General features: G+C 68.2%; 13 protein-coding genes. 2 read left to right on the top strand and 11 right to left on the bottom strand.

What is annotated here, in order from left to right:
- Positions 1-5: 5 nt before the first annotated feature.
- The 5 genes from I8J34_RS00930 to I8J34_RS00910 all read right to left on the bottom strand — a co-directional run bounded on the left by I8J34_RS00930 (position 6) and on the right by I8J34_RS00910 (position 5,201).
- Positions 6-1,907 carry a ribonuclease catalytic domain-containing protein gene (locus tag I8J34_RS00930; RefSeq protein ID WP_214359475.1) on the bottom strand — a complete coding sequence of 634 codons (1,902 nt, stop codon included), beginning with the start codon at positions 1,905-1,907 and terminating at the stop codon, positions 6-8.
- Between the two features lie 43 nt (positions 1,908-1,950).
- On the bottom strand, positions 1,951-2,835 hold the full coding sequence (gene rarD / locus I8J34_RS00925) for an EamA family transporter RarD (RefSeq protein ID WP_214359474.1): 885 nt from the start codon (positions 2,833-2,835) through the stop codon (positions 1,951-1,953).
- 11 nt (positions 2,836-2,846) lie between these two features.
- Entirely contained in the window at positions 2,847-3,683 is an 837-nt protein-coding gene (locus tag I8J34_RS00920; protein WP_214359473.1) for a methyltransferase domain-containing protein, read from the bottom strand.
- Positions 3,680-4,246 carry a YqiA/YcfP family alpha/beta fold hydrolase gene (locus I8J34_RS00915; protein ID WP_214359472.1) on the bottom strand — a complete coding sequence of 189 codons (567 nt, stop codon included), beginning with the start codon at positions 4,244-4,246 and terminating at the stop codon, positions 3,680-3,682. The genes I8J34_RS00920 and I8J34_RS00915 overlap by 4 nt, the downstream gene beginning before the upstream one ends.
- Positions 4,247-4,367: 121 nt before the next feature.
- Positions 4,368-5,201 carry an undecaprenyl-diphosphate phosphatase gene (locus I8J34_RS00910; RefSeq protein ID WP_214359471.1) on the bottom strand — a complete coding sequence of 278 codons (834 nt, stop codon included), beginning with the start codon at positions 5,199-5,201 and terminating at the stop codon, positions 4,368-4,370.
- A gap of 117 nt (positions 5,202-5,318) precedes the next feature.
- Between I8J34_RS00910 and I8J34_RS00905 the strand changes: the two genes are divergently transcribed.
- Positions 5,319-9,791: a PAS domain S-box protein gene (locus tag I8J34_RS00905; RefSeq protein ID WP_214359470.1), complete on the top strand. Its 4,473-nt coding sequence runs from the start codon at positions 5,319-5,321 to the stop codon at positions 9,789-9,791.
- Here I8J34_RS00905 and I8J34_RS00900 read toward each other — a convergent pair.
- The 6 genes from I8J34_RS00900 to xseB all read right to left on the bottom strand — a co-directional run bounded on the left by I8J34_RS00900 (position 9,751) and on the right by xseB (position 14,990).
- A complete protein-coding gene (locus tag I8J34_RS00900; RefSeq protein ID WP_214359469.1) occupies positions 9,751-10,494 on the bottom strand; it encodes a hypothetical protein in 744 nt (247 codons plus the stop codon). The genes I8J34_RS00905 and I8J34_RS00900 overlap by 41 nt on opposite strands.
- Positions 10,495-10,501: 7 nt before the next feature.
- On the bottom strand, positions 10,502-11,011 hold the full coding sequence (locus I8J34_RS00895; protein WP_214359468.1) for a DUF2478 domain-containing protein: 510 nt from the start codon (positions 11,009-11,011) through the stop codon (positions 10,502-10,504).
- Between the two features lie 91 nt (positions 11,012-11,102).
- The gene (gene folE2 / locus I8J34_RS00890) at positions 11,103-11,900 is read right to left on the bottom strand and encodes a GTP cyclohydrolase FolE2 (RefSeq protein WP_214359467.1); all 798 of its coding nucleotides are present in this window, start codon (positions 11,898-11,900) and stop codon (positions 11,103-11,105) included.
- A 53-nt stretch (positions 11,901-11,953) separates the two neighbouring features.
- On the bottom strand, positions 11,954-13,834 hold the full coding sequence (gene dxs, locus I8J34_RS00885) for a 1-deoxy-D-xylulose-5-phosphate synthase (protein WP_230411657.1): 1,881 nt from the start codon (positions 13,832-13,834) through the stop codon (positions 11,954-11,956).
- Between the two features lie 14 nt (positions 13,835-13,848).
- A complete protein-coding gene (locus tag I8J34_RS00880) occupies positions 13,849-14,745 on the bottom strand; it encodes a polyprenyl synthetase family protein (RefSeq protein WP_214359466.1) in 897 nt (298 codons plus the stop codon).
- Entirely contained in the window at positions 14,742-14,990 is a 249-nt protein-coding gene (gene xseB, locus I8J34_RS00875) for an exodeoxyribonuclease VII small subunit (RefSeq protein ID WP_214359465.1), read from the bottom strand. The genes I8J34_RS00880 and xseB overlap by 4 nt, the downstream gene beginning before the upstream one ends.
- Before the next feature lie 136 nt (positions 14,991-15,126).
- Between xseB and I8J34_RS00870 the strand changes: the two genes are divergently transcribed.
- A complete protein-coding gene (locus I8J34_RS00870) occupies positions 15,127-16,227 on the top strand; it encodes an aromatic ring-hydroxylating oxygenase subunit alpha (protein WP_214359464.1) in 1,101 nt (366 codons plus the stop codon).
- The last annotated feature ends 6 nt before the right edge of the window (positions 16,228-16,233 follow it).

Below are 16,233 nucleotides of genomic sequence, written 5' to 3'. Positions count from 1 at the left end.
CGATTCTACTGTGCCAGCGGGTCGGTCGCGGTCTCGTCGGTGGGTTCGGCCAGCAGGCTGACGAAGCGGGTGCGCACGTCCACATCGAGCAGATCGGAATCCTTGATTTCGAGCTGGATATGCGCGCCCGGCGACTGCAGCGGCATGCCCGGCACCTTGAACACGAAGGGCGAGTTGTCGAGGCGCACCACGTTGTCGCGCAGCACGCGGGCGGTGATCATCGGGTCCTCGCGCTGGCGCAACCAGCGCACGCACCAGTAGCGCTCCATGTGGCGCTGGAATTCGGCATAGGCGGTGTAGGCCAGGTCGAAGTCGCGCACGGTTTCCATCAGGTCTTGCGACTTGGGCGGGAAGGGCGGCTCGACCCCCTGCAGCACGCTGATCAGCTGCCACTGGTTGACCATGTCCACATAGCGCCGCAGCGGCGAGCTGGACCAGGCATAGCAATCGACGCCCAGCCCCTCGTGTGGCGCGGCCACCGTGGCCATGCGCACCTTGCCACCGCCTTGCACGCGGTAGATGCCGGGCACGCCGGCTTCGTCGAGGCGTTTGCCCCAGGTGGCGTTGGCCGCGATCATCAGCTCGGAGACGGTCTTGTCGATGGGCGAGCCGCGCAGGCGCTGGCCGACGGTGATCACGCCGGGGCCGTCGGGCGAGGTGCTGTCCCAATCCACCGTGAAGCTGTAATCGGTCTGCGTCTGGTTGGTGGCTGGTTTGCCGCGGCCGGCCTCCATGATGGTGGCCAGCTCCCACAGCAGGGTCAGCTCTTTCTTCCAGGGGAAGTCGGGGCCGCCGTGCAGCAGGGTGTCATCGTTGAACACCGGTTCCAGGTCGTGATGGCGCAGGTTGGCGGCGATCGGCACCTGTTCGAGGCGGGTCTCATGGCCGGTCACGGCCAGCGCGCTGGTCACGTCGAGATACAGCGACACTGCCGGGCAGGTGCGCCCGGCCTGCAGGGTGAAGGTGTCGACCACGACGTCGGGCAGCATGGTGATCTTGTTGCCCGGCATGTACACCGTCGACAGGCGCTGGCGGGCGATCGCGTCGAGCTGCGAGCCGCGCGCGAAGCCCAGCCCCGGTGCGGCGATATGGATGCCGATGCGCCAGCCGCCGCCTTCGCGCGGGGTGACCGAGAAGGCATCGTCGATCTCGGTGGTGGTGGCGTCGTCGATGGAGAAGGCCTGCACCTCGGCGATCGGCAGATCCTGCGGCAACGTGCAGGCGGGTACCTCGGGGAACTCCGTGCCCTCGGGAAAGTGCTCGAACAGGAAGCGACCGTAATGCACGTCATAGGTCGAGCCGAAGGCGCCGCACTTGAGCAGCAGCGCTGCCGCACTCAGGCCGCTATCGACGCAGGCCGCTTCCAGCGCCTTGGCCTCCAGCCGGTTGCGGTCGGGGCGATAGAGCAGTTGCGGCACCATGCCGGCGAACTCGTCGGGCAGTGCGCCGGCCAGCAGGCGGTCGCGCATGGCCTCGATGGCCAGCGTCTGCTGGCGCTTTTTTTCCAGCCCGGCCAGGGCGGCCTGGAGGATGTCTTCGGGCGCCTTGCGGAAGCGGCCGCGACCCTTGCGGTGGAAGTAGATCGGCGCCGAATGCAGGCACAGCAGCACCGCGGCCGACTCTACCGGACTGGGCGCATGGCCGAAGTATTCTTGGGCGAAGTCGACGAAATCGAATTCGTCGTCGCCGCACACCTCCCACAGGAAATCGACCTCCAGCGCTGCCGCTTCGGCCTCGGCGCGCGCGATCAGCTCGCCGGCGGCGGGACTGTCGAAGTTGAGCAACACGTGGTTGCGCTTGATCTTGAGGCGCTTGCCATGCGTGTTCTCGACTTGCAGGGAGCTGTCGTTGTCCAGCAGAACGGTGCCGCATTTGAAGGCGCCGCTCTCTTCATAAAGCACATGCATCGGGGAGGGTCTGGGCGGGTTGAAGCCCGACAGTTTAATGGATTCAGGCGCGCGATGGCGGTCGGCTGACACGCAGCATGTCGGCGGTGTACAGCGCCAGTGCGCACCAGATGATGACGAAGCCGGTCAGCCGCGCGGCGTCGAAGGGTTCATGGAAAACGAAGATGGCCAGCAGGAAGTTGAGGCTCGGCGCCAGGTACTGGAGAAATCCGATGGTCGCCAGCGGCAGGCGGCGCGCGCCGAAGGCGAACAGCATCAGCGGCGTGGCGGTGAGGACGCCGGCGACCGGCAGCAACAAGTCGATATGAAGGTCTTGCCCCCAGTGCAGCTCGCCGGTATGGGCCTGCCAGGCCAGCCAGCCGGCGGCCAGCGGCAGCACCAGCACGGTCTCCACGCACAGGCCGACGATGGCGTCCACCGGCGTGCGCTTGCGCAGCAGGCCGTAGAAGCCGAAGGTCAGCGCCAGGAAGAGGGCGATCCAGGGGATCGACCCGACTGCCGCAACACGCCAAGCGACGCCAACGGCGGCGATCGCCACGGCCAGGCGTTGCAGCGGGCGCAGGCGCTCGCCGAGGAAGATCCGGCCCAGCAGGACGCTGAGCAGCGGGTTGATGAAATAGCCGAGGCTGCCTTCGAGCACGCGCTCGTGCGTCACCGCCCACACGAATACCAGCCAGTTGCTGCCGGTGAGCAAGGCGGTGACGAGCAGCACGCCAAGCAGGCGGCGGTCGGAAAAGACGCGGCGCAGCGCCGGTGCCTGGCGGGTGAGGCCGACCAGCAGCGCCAGGAAAACCACCGACCACACGACCCGGTGGGCGACGATCTGGTCGGCCGGCACGCTGCCGACCGCCTTGAAGTAGAGCGGCGCCAAGCCCCAGATGATGAAGGCGGCGAGTGCGGCGACAGTGCCGCGGCGGGCCTCGTCCATGGCTCAGACTCTCAGGCCCGGCGTGCGGTGGCGATCAGGGTCGACGCCGGCACGTGGTAGCCGTCGGTGTCGGCGAGGTCGGTCAGATCCTCGGCCACCGCCGCGCGCAAGGCCTGCTGCATCTCGGCCGGCAGGCGCGAGAGCGCTTCGGTGGCGCCGCCGGCCAGTGCCAGGAAGGCGTCCCAGTAGGCGCCGGCGTCGGCGAAGCGGCAGTGGAAGTCGTGGGGTTCGAGCCGCAGGTCGGTAAAACCGGCCGCTTGCAGCGTGGCGGTGAGGTAGGCCGCCTCGCCGAAGCGGAAGACCGACGGGCGCGGCACCTTGGGCGCCGGCAGCAGGCGGGCGATGCACTGCTGGGCGCGCTCGATCAGCGGCACCGTGCCGGCCGCGCCCCATACCGACAGGGCGATGCGCCCGCCGGGCTTGAGCACGCGGTGCAGTTCGGCCAGGGCGCGCTCGGGATGGGGAAAGACGAACAGGCCGAGGCCGATGCTGGCGCCGTCGAAGCGGCCGTCGGCCAGGCACAGGTGCTCGGCATCGGCGGCGGCGAAATGCACCGGGCCGTCGGCCGGGCCGAGGCGCCGGCGGGCATGGGCGAGCATGCCGTCGGCGATGTCGGTGGCCAGCACCCAACCATCGGGCGCCAGACGCGGGGCCATGGCGCGGGCCAGCAGGCCGGGGCCGCTGGCCAGGTCGAGCCAGTGCTCGCCGGGCGCCGGTGCGGCCGCGGCGATGAGTGCCTCCTGCAGGCTGGCGCGCAGGTGGGCGGCGTCGTCGTAGTCGGCAGCGATGCGGTTGAAACCGGCGCGCTCCATGGCCTTGAAGCGGCGGGTGTCGAAGCCGCCGCTCATGCCAGCTCCGCGAAGGCGAGGATCTCGTCGAGGTAGTCGCCCCAGCGCGAAAAGCCGTGGTCGCCGCCGTCGAGCACGGTCTGCCGGGCGCCGGCGTACTTGGCCACGGCATGGCGGTAGTCGAGGATCTCGTCGCCGGTCTCGACCATTAGCCAGTAGCGCTCGGGGCGAGTGATCTGCGCCACCTCCAGCGCCTTCAACTCGGCAATGTGCTGCTCGGTGAAGTCGAAGACCTCGCCGGTGTAGAGATTGCTCTGCCGGCCCACATAGGGCGCCAGCGATATGTAGGAGAGCACGCCGGGATTGACCATGATGGCCCTGAGATCGTGTTTTTCCGCCAGCCAGGTGGCGTAGTAGCCACCGAGCGAGCTGCCGACCAGGGTCGGCGGCGTGCCACAGCGGGCGATCTGCGCCTCGATTAGGTCGATCGCCGCCTGCGGGGCGATCGGCAGCTGGCCGCACCAGAAGTGCTCGGCCAGGCCGCGCTCGGCCATGTGCTCGCGCAGCCGGGTGGCCTTGATCGAGGCGGGCGCCGAGCGGAAGCCGTGGAGGTAGAGAATCATGGCGGTCATCCTAAGCGAGGGCTCTGCGCTTGTGAATCAATCGACGGCGCGGGGGGCCGGCCGCTCACGCCTTGCCGGCCCCTTGCGCTCGGCCCGCTGGCGACGATTGCTCGGCACCTTCTCAGGCGTCGTGCCAGCTCACCCAGCCGGTTTGCCAGGAGATCAGCACCACCAGCCCGAAGGCGATGCGGTACCAGGCGAAGGGGACGAAGCTGTGGCCGGAGACGAAGCGGATGAAGGCCTTGACCGCCACCATCGCCGCCAGGAAGGAGGCGACGAAGCCGACCGCGAAGACCATGTAGCCGTCGCTGTTCATGCCACTGAGCAGCGCCCAGTTCTTGTATACGTCGTATACCGTGGCAGCGAGCATGGTCGGGATCGCGAGGAAGAAGGAAAATTCGGTGGCGGCCTTGCGCGACAGGCCGAAGATCAGCCCGCCCATGATGGTGGCGCCCGAGCGCGAGACGCCGGGGAACATCGCCAGCGACTGGGCGAAGCCGACCTTGAGCGCTTCCTTCCAGCCCATCTCGTCGACCGTGTTGAGGCGCGGATGGTAGGCGCGTCGCTCGATGTAGAGGATCAGCAGGCCGCCGGCGATGAGCGCACCGGCGACGGTGAGTGGGTTGAACAGGTAGCCCTTGATGATCTTGTAGAACAGCAAGCCGAGCACCGCCGCCGGCAGGAAGGCGATGATCAGGTGGCCGGTGAAGCGCTGCGCGCCCGGATCGGTGCGCAGCCCGCCGACCACGGTGGCGATACGCTGGCGGTAGTCCCAGCACACGGCGAGAATGGCCGCGAGCTGGATGACGATCTTAAAGACCTTGCTCTGGGCGTCCGTATAGTCGAGGAGATCGCCGAAAATGATCAGGTGGCCGGTCGACGATACGGGCAGGAATTCGGTCAGCCCCTCGATGATTCCGAGGAGGGCGGCCTTCAGCAGTAGTGGGAGATCCATGCGAACAACATGCGGGAGCAAAGGCGCGATTATAGCGGGATGGGATGATCGGCATGTGACGGATCGCGCGCGGCATGGCGTGGGCCGGTCGTTCGGTGCCGCGCGGGCGGGCGGGCGGTGAGTTCGCAGCCGTCTGCCGGGCCGGTGTCGCCGGCCGCCGATACCTCACGTTGGATCGTGCTGGTGCTGCTGCTCGGGACGCTGCTCACCGGTTTGCTGACGGCACGGCTCAGCGTCGACCAGTGGCGCGATGTGGCCAAGGCCGAGCAGGAGGCCGTTGAGGCCCATGCCACGGTGCTGCAGGAGCGGCTGGGCCATGTGGCCGGCGATCTGCAGGTCATCGGCGAGTTGGTGGCGGATGCCCGGCAGGTCGACCAGCGCCTCTTCTCCGCCATCGCGCGTGCCATGCTGGAGCATGTGTCGGTGTATCACCAACTGGTGTGGGCCGAAGCGCGGCCCGGCGAGGCGGCCGGGTATCGCGTGGCGGCGGTGGTCGGCCGTGGCAAGAGCGTGCTGCGGCCGGGGCGCGATATGGCGGACCTGGCGCCGATGGCTGCCCTGATCGCGCTGGCGCTGACGGAGAGCGGGCCGGTGGCCGGCCCCCTGCTTGCCGCGGTGGGGGACATCCCGGCGACGGTGCCGGTGCTGATGGCGGTGCGCGACGATGCCAGTGGTGCGGTGCGCGGTGTGCTGATGGCGCGTCTGTTGCCCGAGCGCATGGTTCCGCCGGCCGTTGCCGGCGGGGGGAGGAACGCGCTGCATCTCGAGCTGTTCGATGTCACCCACGGTAGTGCCGAGCCGCTGCTGACGATCGGTGCGCCGGTGGCCGGGCGCACGCCGGTGACGCAGTCGCGCGAGCTGATGTTCGCCGGCCGCCAGTGGCGCATCGATGCCCGGCGGACCGAGGGGTTCGTTCGGCGCGACGTCAATGCCACGCCATGGCTGGTGCTCGCCGCGGGGCTCATCGCCACGCTGGCGCTGGCGGCGCTGGTGGGCGTCTTTCTGCGTCGCCATGCCGTCATCTCCCGCCTGGTGGAGGAGCGCACGCAGGCGCTGGCCGAAACCGAGGTCCGCTTCGCGTCCGCGTTCGAACAGGCGGCCGTGGGCATGTCGCACATCGGTGCGGACGGTCGCTGGCTGCGGGTCAACGACACCTTGTGCCACATGCTCGGCTATTCGCGCGAGCGCTTGCTGGAACTGGGGTTCTCTGGCGTGACCCCGGCCGACGAGCTGGCGCGCGACTTGGAAGCCAAGGCGCGCATGGAGCGCGGCGAGATCAACGCCTACACCGCCGAGAAGCACTATCGTCATCGGGACGGCCACCTGATCTGGGTGCGGGTGGTGGTCTCGCCGGTGTTCGGCGAGTCGAGCCGGCCGCAGTACTACGTGTCGGTGGTCGAGGACATCAGCGAGCGCAAGCGGGCCGAGGCCGAGGCGAAGCAGGCCGAGCAGGCCAAGCTGCGCTGGTTGTTCGCGCTGGAGGCCGCGGGGCACGGCTTGTGGGAATGGAACGCCGAGACCGACGAGATCAGCGTGTCGGAGCAGGCCAAGGCGCTCGGCGGCTATGCGCACTGGGAGCTGGAAAACTCCATTGCGCAGTGGATGTGGCTGGTGCATCCGGAGGACCTGCCCCAGGCACGAGCGTCGCTGGTGGCCAATCTGAAGGGCGAAACGGCGATCTGGCGCTGCGAACAGCGGGTGCGCTGCAAGGATGGGAACTACCGTTGGTTCCTCCACTGCGGGGGTGTGGTCGAGCGCGACCCTACGGGCCGCGCGGTGCGCATGGTCGGCACCAGCACCGACATCCACGAGCAGAAGACCATGGCGGCCATCGCCCGCGACGCCCAGCTGCGCTGGCAATACGCTATCGAGAGCGCCGATCACGGCGTGTGGGATTGGGACGCCCGGACCGACCGCGTGTTTTTCTCGGCCCAGTGGAAGGCCATGCTCGGCTATGCCGACACGGAGATCCGCGATTCGCTCGACGAGTGGGAGCGCCGGGTGCATCCGGACGACCTGCCCGGCGCCTGGGCCGCATTGAACGCCCATCTGGACGGGCGCACGCCCAGCTACACCCATGAACACCGGATGCGGCACAAGAATGGCGAATGGCGCTGGATTCTCGACCGCGGCCGTGTCGTCGAGCGCGACGCCGAGGGCAAACCCCTGCGGGTGATGGGTACGCACACCGACATCACCGACCGCAAGGAGGTCGAGGCCGCCCTGGCGGCCAAAGAGCGCAGCCTGCGGACCCTGATCGAGGCGATGCCCGACCCGGTCTTTCTCAAGGACGGGCGCAACCGCTGGCAGGTCGTCAATCGTGCGGCCTTGCGCGTGTTCGGGCTCGAAGACCGGGACGACTGGTACGGCCAATCCGACCTGGTGCTGGCGCAGCGTTTCCCAGCGCATGCCGCGCTGTTCGCGCACTGCGCCGACAGCGACGAGCGCACCTGGGCCAAGGGCAAGCTGCTCAACGAGCGGGACGAGCTACCGCTGCCCGACGGCAGCCTCGGCTTCTTCGACGTCACCAAGATGCCCTTGTTCGATGCCGAGGGGCGGCGCGAAGCCATCGTCGTGGTCTGTCGCGACATGACGCGCTACGAAACGGCAGCGCAGCGCCTGCATGCCCGCGATGCCCTGCTGCGCGGGGTGTTCGACGCAGTGGGTGACGGCCTGCTGGTGTTCGACGAACGCGGTATCACGATCGACTCGAATGCCACAGCGGCGGCGATGCTCGGGCGCCCGGTCGAGCAACTGACGCTGGCCGAGCTGACCGCCCTGTCGGGCCCCGCCGAGCGGCGCTGGGGCCCGCGCCTGGCGGCACGGGTGCGCCATCGCCGGCCGGTCATTCTCGACGGTGAACTGGCGCTCGGCGCGCAGGCCGCGATCGATGTGGAGCTGACCGGCGTGCCGATGCTGGCCGGCGATGCGCCGCGCTATCTGGTGGTGTTGCGCGATGTGACCCTGCGCCACCAGCTGGTGCGCGACCAGGCCCGGCGCAACGAGGCGCTCGAAGCACAGGTCAGCCAGCGCACCGCCGATCTGGCCGCCGCCAAGGAAAGTGCCGAGCGGGCCAACCAGGCCAAGAGCGCCTTCCTGGCCAACATGAGCCACGAAATCCGCACACCGATGAATGCCATCATCGGGCTCTCCGGGCAGTGCCTCAAGACCGATCTCGATGCGCGCCAGCGCGACTACATCGTCAAGGTCAACGCGTCCGCCCAGTCGCTGCTCGGCATTCTCAACGACATCCTCGACCTGTCGAAGATCGAAGCCCGGCAGCTGCAGATGGAGTCGGCGCCATTCCGCCTGCACGACGTGATCGACGGCGTGGCGGCGGTGGTGTCGTACCGAGCCGTCCAGAAAGGCCTGGACTGGCGGATCCGCGTGGACGACGCGGTGCCGCCGGTGCTCACCGGCGATGCGTTGCGCTTGCGCCAGATTCTCACCAATCTGGCGGGCAATGCGATCAAGTTCACCGAACGGGGAGAGGTCGAACTCGCCGTCGAGCGATGTGTCGCCGAGGGCGGCGGGCTCCGCCTGCGCTTCGTGGTGACGGATACCGGCATCGGCATGTCGTCCGCGTCCATGGCGCAGCTGTTCCGGCCGTTCTGGCAGGCCGATGCCAGCACGTCCCGCCGCTACGGGGGGACGGGGCTGGGGCTGGTGATCTCCCGCCACCTGGCCGAAGCGATGGACGGGCACATCACGGTGGACAGCACCCCGGGGCAGGGCAGCCGCTTCTGCTTCGAGGCGCCATTCGCGGTGGCCGATGCTGCCGCGCCCCCGCCTGCGCCGATGTGCTCGACGGTGACCGCCGCGCTGGCCGGCATGCGGGTGCTGTTGGTCGAGGACAATCCGCTCAACCAGCAGTTGGCATGCGAGCTGCTTGAGGAGGTCGGCGTCGAGGTCTGGGTGGCCGACGATGGCCAGGCCGCGCTGGCGCGACTCGAAGCCGAAGCAGCCTTCGACGTGGTGCTGATGGACATCCAGATGCCGCGCATGGACGGCTACACGGCGACACGCCGGCTGCGGGGCGACCCGCGCTTTTGCCGACTGCCGGTGATCGCCATGACGGCACATGCCCTGGCCGAGGAGCGGGCGCGGTGCGTGGCGGTGGGCATGGACGACTTCCTCACCAAACCGGTCGAGCCGCAGGCGCTGTACGAAGTGCTGGCCCGTCATCGGGGCGGCCTGCCATCGACTCCGCCGGCGAGCGTCGCGCCCGCGGTAACCGAGAGCGGCGCGCCGGTCATCGACCGTGACACCGGCCTGCGCTACGCCGGCGGCAAGGAAGCCTTGCGCCAGCGCCTGCTGAGGCGCTTCTACGAGACACAGGCGGATCTGCTGGTGCGCTTCGAGGCGGCGCATGCGCAAGGGCCGGGCGGCGAGGCCTACCGCCTGGCGCACACCCTGAAGAGTTCGGCCGCCACCATCGGTGCGCTCGCCGTGTCGGAGGCGGCGCAGGCGCTGGAGACGGCCTACGGGGCGGGCGACATGGCCGCCGCGGAGCGCTGCCTGGCGCGTGTGCGCGAGCGCTTCTCGGCGCTCATGTCGGCGCTGGCCGAGGAGATCGGCCCGTCTCAGTAAGGTCTGCGGGTGGGGTGGGTGCATGGCGCACCCACTCGATCACTTGCCACTGCCTCGGCGTCAGCTGCCAGAGCGCGTAGTCGGCCGCCGGGCCCCAGCCAAGCGTGCCGTGGTCGACCACCTCGCAGGCCATGCCGGCCCACAGCCGGCGGGCCACGGCCGCGCCATCGGGGTGACCGGTGGGCTCGGGCAGGCGGTGCGGTGGTCGGGGCGCCGAAAACACGTCATGCCAACTCGCCCAGTGGTGGCCGCTCAAGGCGGCCTGCTGAACCTGGCGCCACGGCGGCGCGGTGTCGGCATCGAGGCGCTGACCGATCACGTTGCAGAACAGGATCGCTGCGTCGGGCCGGGCGTGTGCCAGCGCGGCCGGGCCGTCGGGCAGGGCGAAGATGTCGATGTCGGCCATGCGCAGCGATGCGGCCGGGAAGCGGCGACGTAGCAGCATGCGCGCCAGCCGGTCCGGTTCGAGCACGGTGATGCGCGCGAAGCGATCGAGAAAGGCGGTGTCGAGGGCGTAGCCGGCAGACGGGCCGACCAGCACCAGATCGGTGGTGGGCGGGTGCCAGGCCTCGAGCCAGCGGCCGACCTGCCGGGCAAATGGTAGCCACAGCCGCTGCCGGTAGCGCAGGGCGCGCCAGTGGTAGCCCAGGCCGCCACTGGCGTCGAGCCAGTGCGAGCTCAGGCGTGGAGCGTCGGCGGGCACGGCCGGATCAGTCGGAATCGAGCGCGGCCCACCAGGCCAGGGCGGCCTCGGTCGTGCAGTCGAGACGGTCGTAGGCGCCGCCGGTGAAGTCCGTCCAGGCCTCGACAAAGCGCTCGCCGACGGCGGTGATCAGCGGCACGCCGGCCATCACCGCGGCGGCCATCTCGTCGCGCAGCCCGTCGCCCAGCGCTTCCTGGGAGCCGAACTTGTTGAACACCGCCAGTTCGGCGCCGTCGGCGATCGCCGCTTGCACGGTGATGGCGGCTTCGGCCATGGCGGCCGGGTCGAGCCGGCAGGAGGTCGAGCCGCTGCCCAAATACTGAGACATCGGCATGTGTCGGCCGGAGGGCAGCAATTCGAGCGCCATGGTGCAGGTGGCACGCGGGCCGGTGTCGTGCTGGATGGCGCCGGCCAGTGCCACGCCGCGCTCCTGCAGGGCGCGGACGAACTGCGTCAGCACCGGCGTGGGGTCGGCGTCGGACGGGTAGAAGAGGGCGGCGATCGGCTGGGCGCTCATGGCGGCATCCTGCGGCATCGATGGGCGGCATTGTCGCATGATCGGCCGGCGACGGGATTGGCCCGGATCAATCCCCGGCCCGCTGACGCGCTTACTTCTGGCGTTCGATCAGGGCGTAGGCCGAGTGGTTGTGGATGGACTCGAAGTTCTCGGATTCGACCACATAGGCGCCGATGCGCGCTTCGCGGTCGAGCACGCCGGCCACGTCGCGCACCATGTCTTCGACGAACTTGGGGTTGTCGTAGGCGCGCTCGGTGACGTACTTCTCGTCGGGGCGCTTGAGCAGGCCGTAGAGTTCGCACGAGGCTTGGGCCTCGACCTGCTCGACGATTTCCTCGATCCACACATGCTCGCGCAGGTGCGCGGTGACGGTGACATGCGAGCGCTGGTTGTGCGCGCCGTAGCTGGAAATCTTCTTGGAGCACGGGCACAGGCTGGTGACCGGCACCACCACTTTCATGCGGAAGCTGTAGGCGCCGCCTTCGGCAATCTCGCCGATGAAGGTGACGTCGTAGTCCATCAGGCTGTGCACGCCGGAGATCGGCGCGGCCTTGTTGATGAAGTACGGGAAGGTCATCTCGACATGGCCGGTCTCGGCTTCGAGGCGCTGCACCATCTCGCGCAGCATCGGCTCGAAGGATTCGACCGAGATCTCGCGCTCGCCGCCGTTGAGGATCTCGACGAAGCGCGACATGTGGGTGCCCTTGAAGTTATGGGGCAGGCCGACATACATGTTGAACACGGCGATGGTGTGCTGCACGCCGCCGCTGCGATCGCTGACCGTGACCGGGTGGCGAATGGCCTTGATACCGACCTTGTCGATGGCGATCTGGCGGGCGTCCTGGCTGTTCTGGACGTCGGGGATGGTGGGGGTTTCAATGGCGGACATCAGCGTCTCGATCATGCGGGAACCGCCAAGACTAGCGTTCCCGACAAAAAGACTCAACTATTAGCCGGATAGACTGCCGTTATGGCCTTGCGGATGCCCTCGGCGTCGAGGCCGACCTCGGCCAGCAACTGCGCTTGTTCGCCATGGTCGATGAAGCGGTCGGGCAGACCGAGGCGCAGGGTACGCACTGGTGCCGGTGCGGCTTCGAGCACCCGGCTCACCTCGCTGCCGGCGCCGCCGATGACGGCGTTTTCCTCGATCGTCACGATCAGTTCGTGGGTTTGCGCCAGTTCGAGGATGAGTGCGCTGTCGAGCGGCTTGATGAAGCGCATGTTGACCACCGTGGCATCGAGCTGCTCGCCGACCTCGAGGGCCGGCTTGAGCATCGCGCCGAAGGCCAGCAGGGCGATCTTCTTGCCGCTGCGGCGCAGTTCGGCCTTGCCGATGGGGTAGGCGGTCATGGCCTTGTCGGGCGTCACGCCCATGCCGCTGCCGCGCGGATAGCGCACCGCGGACGGGCCGTCGTGGCAGTGGGCGGTGTAGAGCATCTGCCGGCATTCGTTCTCGTCGGCCGGCGCCATCAGCACCAGGTTGGGGATACAGGTGAGGTAGGACAGGTCGTAGGCGCCGTGGTGGGTGGCGCCGTCGGCGCCGACCAGGCCGGCGCGGTCGATGGCGAAGACTACCGGCAGGTTCTGCAGGGCGATGTCGTGGATGTATTGGTCGTAGGCGCGCTGCAGGAAGGTGGAGTAGATCGCCACCACCGGCTTCATGCCGTCGGCGGCCAGGCCGGCGGCGAAGGTCAGGGCATGCTGCTCGGCGATGCCGACATCGTAGTAGCGATCGGGGTATTCCTCGGCGAAGCGCACCAGGCCGGAGCCTTCGCGCATGGCGGGGGTAATGCCGACCACGCGCTTGTCCTGGGCCGCGATGTCGCACAGCCAGTCGCTGAAGACCTGGGTGTAGCTCAGTTTTCCGCCGCTCTTGCCGGACGATTTGATGCCCTCGGTGTGATCGAAGGTCGACACCCCGTGGTAGAGGATCGGGTCGGCCTCGGCCAGCTTGTAGCCCTGGCCCTTGCGCGTGACCACATGCAGGAAATGCGGGCCGTCGAGCTTGCGCAGGTTGTGCAGGGTCGGCAGCAGGGCGTCGAGGTCGTGGCCGTCGATCGGGCCGATGTAGTTGAAGCCGAATTCCTCGAACAGGGTGCCCGGCGTGACCAGGCCTTTGACATGCTCTTCGACCCGGCGCGCGAAATCGAGCATCGGTGGGGCGACGCCCAGCATCTTGCCGCCGGCGCGGCGCGCGGCGCTGACGGTGCGGCCGGTCATCAGGCGGGCGAGGATCTGAGTCAGCGCGCCGACCGGCGGCGAGATCGACATCTCGTTGTCGTTGAGGATCACCAGCAGGTTGACGTCGCGCATGTCGCCGGCGTTGTTGAGCGCCTCGAAAGCCATGCCGGCCGACATCGCGCCGTCGCCGATCACTGCGATGGCACGGCGGTCTTCACCCCGGTTGCGGGCGGCCACGGCCATGCCGAGCGCCGCCGAGATCGAGGTGGACGAGTGCGCGGTGCCGAAGGTGTCGTATTCGCTCTCGCAGCGCCGCGGAAAGCCCGACATGCCCTGGTACTTGCGCAGCGTCGGCATGCGAGCGCGCCGGCCGGTGAGCACCTTGTGGCCGTAGGTCTGGTGGCCCACGTCCCACACGATGCGGTCGTCGGGCGTGTTGAAGACATAGTGCAGGGCGATGGTCAGCTCGACCGTGCCGAGGTTCGACGAGAGGTGGCCGCCGGTGCGCGACACCGACTCGATCAGGAACTGGCGCAACTCCTTGGCCAGCGCCGGTAGCTGCTTGCGATCGAGCGCACGCAGGTCGGCGGGGGAGTCGATGGCGTTGAGCAGGGGATAGGTGACGGTCATGGGATCGTTCATTCGGGGCGCGGGCCTCAGAATCGGCGGCGGACGATGTAGGCGGCCAGCGCGCGCAGCATGTCGGCGCGTGCATCCAGGTCGCCGATGGCGTCCATGGCGTCGGCTTCGAGCTCGGCGGCCAGGCGGCGGGCTTCGTCCATGCCGAGCAGCGTCACGTAGGTGGGTTTGTCGTTGCGGGCATCCTTGCCCGCGGTCTTGCCGAGCGTGGCGGTGTCCGCCTCGCAGTCGAGGATGTCGTCGACCACCTGGAACAGCAGGCCGATGCGCTTGCTGAACTGATCGAGGCGGGCCAACACCGTCGGGTCCTGCTCGGGGCCGCACAAGGCGCCCAGTTGCACCGAGGCGCGGATCAGCGCACCGGTCTTGTGGATGTGCATGATTTCGAGCGCTTCGCGGCTGATCGACTGCCCCACCGACTGCAGGTCGATGGCCTGGCCGCCGGCCATGCCGCGCGAACCCGAGGCGATGGCCAGGTGCTCGACCATCTTCAGCTGGCGGGCGGCATCCGGCAACAGGTCGGGTTCGGCCAGCTGCTGGAAGGCCAGCGATTGCAGGGCGTCGCCCACCAGCAGCGCGGTGGCGTCGTCGTATTCGACATGCACCGTCGGTTTGCCGCGGCGCAGGCTGTCGTCGTCCATGCACGGCATGTCGTCGTGCACCAGCGAGTAGGCGTGGATCAGCTCGACCGCGCAGGCCACCCGATCGACGATGGCCGCCTCGGCGCCCGTGACCCGGCCGGCGCCATGCGCCAGCAGCGGGCGCACGCGCTTACCGCCTTCGAGCACGGCGTAGCGCATGGCCTCGTGCAGGCGGTCGGGCAGCACGTCGAGCGGCGGCAGTGCGGCCGACAGGGCCGTCTCGGTGCGCGCCTGGATGGTGCGCATCCAGTCGGAAAAAGTCGCCGTGCTCATGACAGATCGCTTGCTGAAGGCGTATCGTCGGGGCGTGGGCTGGCGGCATCTGCCTCCAGCGTCTCGAGCCGGGCCTCGGCCCGGTTCAGGGTGTCCTGGCAGTAACGCAGCAGGCCGATGCCCTGTTGATAGTGATTGAGGGCGTCTTCCAGCGGCAGGTCGCGCGATTCCATCGCGGCCACGATGTCTTCGAGTTGGGCGATGGCGTTTTCGAAGCTCTTGGGGGATTTTGCCGGTTTAGCCATGGGGCGGCGTTACGCGAGGATCAAAGGCGGAAAAATACCCGAAGGTGGGCACTGCGGTCAAACCAGCTTTCGGCTATAATTTTCTGTTACCCATTGTTTTATTGGACCTTTTGCGCGTTTTCGAGGGGGTTCGCGGATGTCCGACATCGCAACGCAACACGGATTGACCCGAGCAGCGCCCCAGCTGCCGGTGTCGAGTTACTTTGACGAGAAACTGTTCGAAGAGGAGAAACGCCTGCTCTTCGATGCCGGCCCGGGCTATGTGGGCCACGAATTGATGGTGCCCGAGCGCAACGACTACCGCTCGCTGGAGTGGCTCGACCATGCCAAGCTGCTGGTGCACGGGGCCGATGGCTGCTACGAGTTGTCGAACATCTGCCGGCATCGGCAGGCGATCATGCTCGAAGGCCGTGGCAACACCGAACACATCGTGTGTCCGCTGCATCGCTGGACCTACGACAACCGCGGCACCCTGCTCGGCGCCCCGCATTTTGCCGACAACCCTTGCCTCAACCTGCAGCGCCAGCCGCTGGAGAACTGGCAGGGCCTGCTGTTTCGCGGGCCGCGCTCGGCCGCGGCCGACCTGGCGACGATGAAGGTGGCGCCGGCCTTCGATTTCACCGGCTACAAGCTCGACCATGTCGAGCAGCATGAGTGCAACTACAACTGGAAGACCTTCATCGAGGTGTACCTCGAGGATTATCACGTGGTGCCCTTCCACCCGGGGCTCGGGCGCTTCGTCGATTGCGACGCGCTGACCTGGCAGTTCGGTGAGTGGTACTCCGTGCAGCGTGTCGGCGTCACCTCGCTGCAGAAACCGGGCACGCCGGCCTACCGGCGCTGGCAGCAGGCGGTGCAGGACTATTACGGTGGCGAGGCGCCGCCGCACGGGGCGATCTGGCTGGTGTACTACCCGAACGTGATGATCGAGTGGTATCCGCACGTGCTGGTGGTCAGCACCTTGCTGCCGACCGATGTGGACAAGACCACCAACGTGGTGGAGTTCTACTACCCCGAGGACATCGTCGAGTTCGAGCGCGAGTTCGTCGAGGCCGAACAGGCGGCCTACATGGAGACGGCGATCGAGGATGACGAGATCGGTGAGCGCATGGATCGCGGGCGGCGCGCGCTGCTCAAGGCCGGGCGCAACGAGGTGGGGCCGTATCAGTCGCCCTTCGAGGACGGCATGCTGCATTTCCACGAGTTCTACCGGCGCATGATGGCCGGCCATCTCTGATCGCAG

This window comes from Denitromonas iodatirespirans, from assembly GCF_018524365.1.
Taxonomy (GTDB): domain Bacteria; phylum Pseudomonadota; class Gammaproteobacteria; order Burkholderiales; family Rhodocyclaceae; genus Nitrogeniibacter; species Nitrogeniibacter iodatirespirans.
The sequence above is the reverse complement of the archived record's forward strand: the minus strand, read 5'-3'. Positions and strand labels throughout refer to the sequence as shown.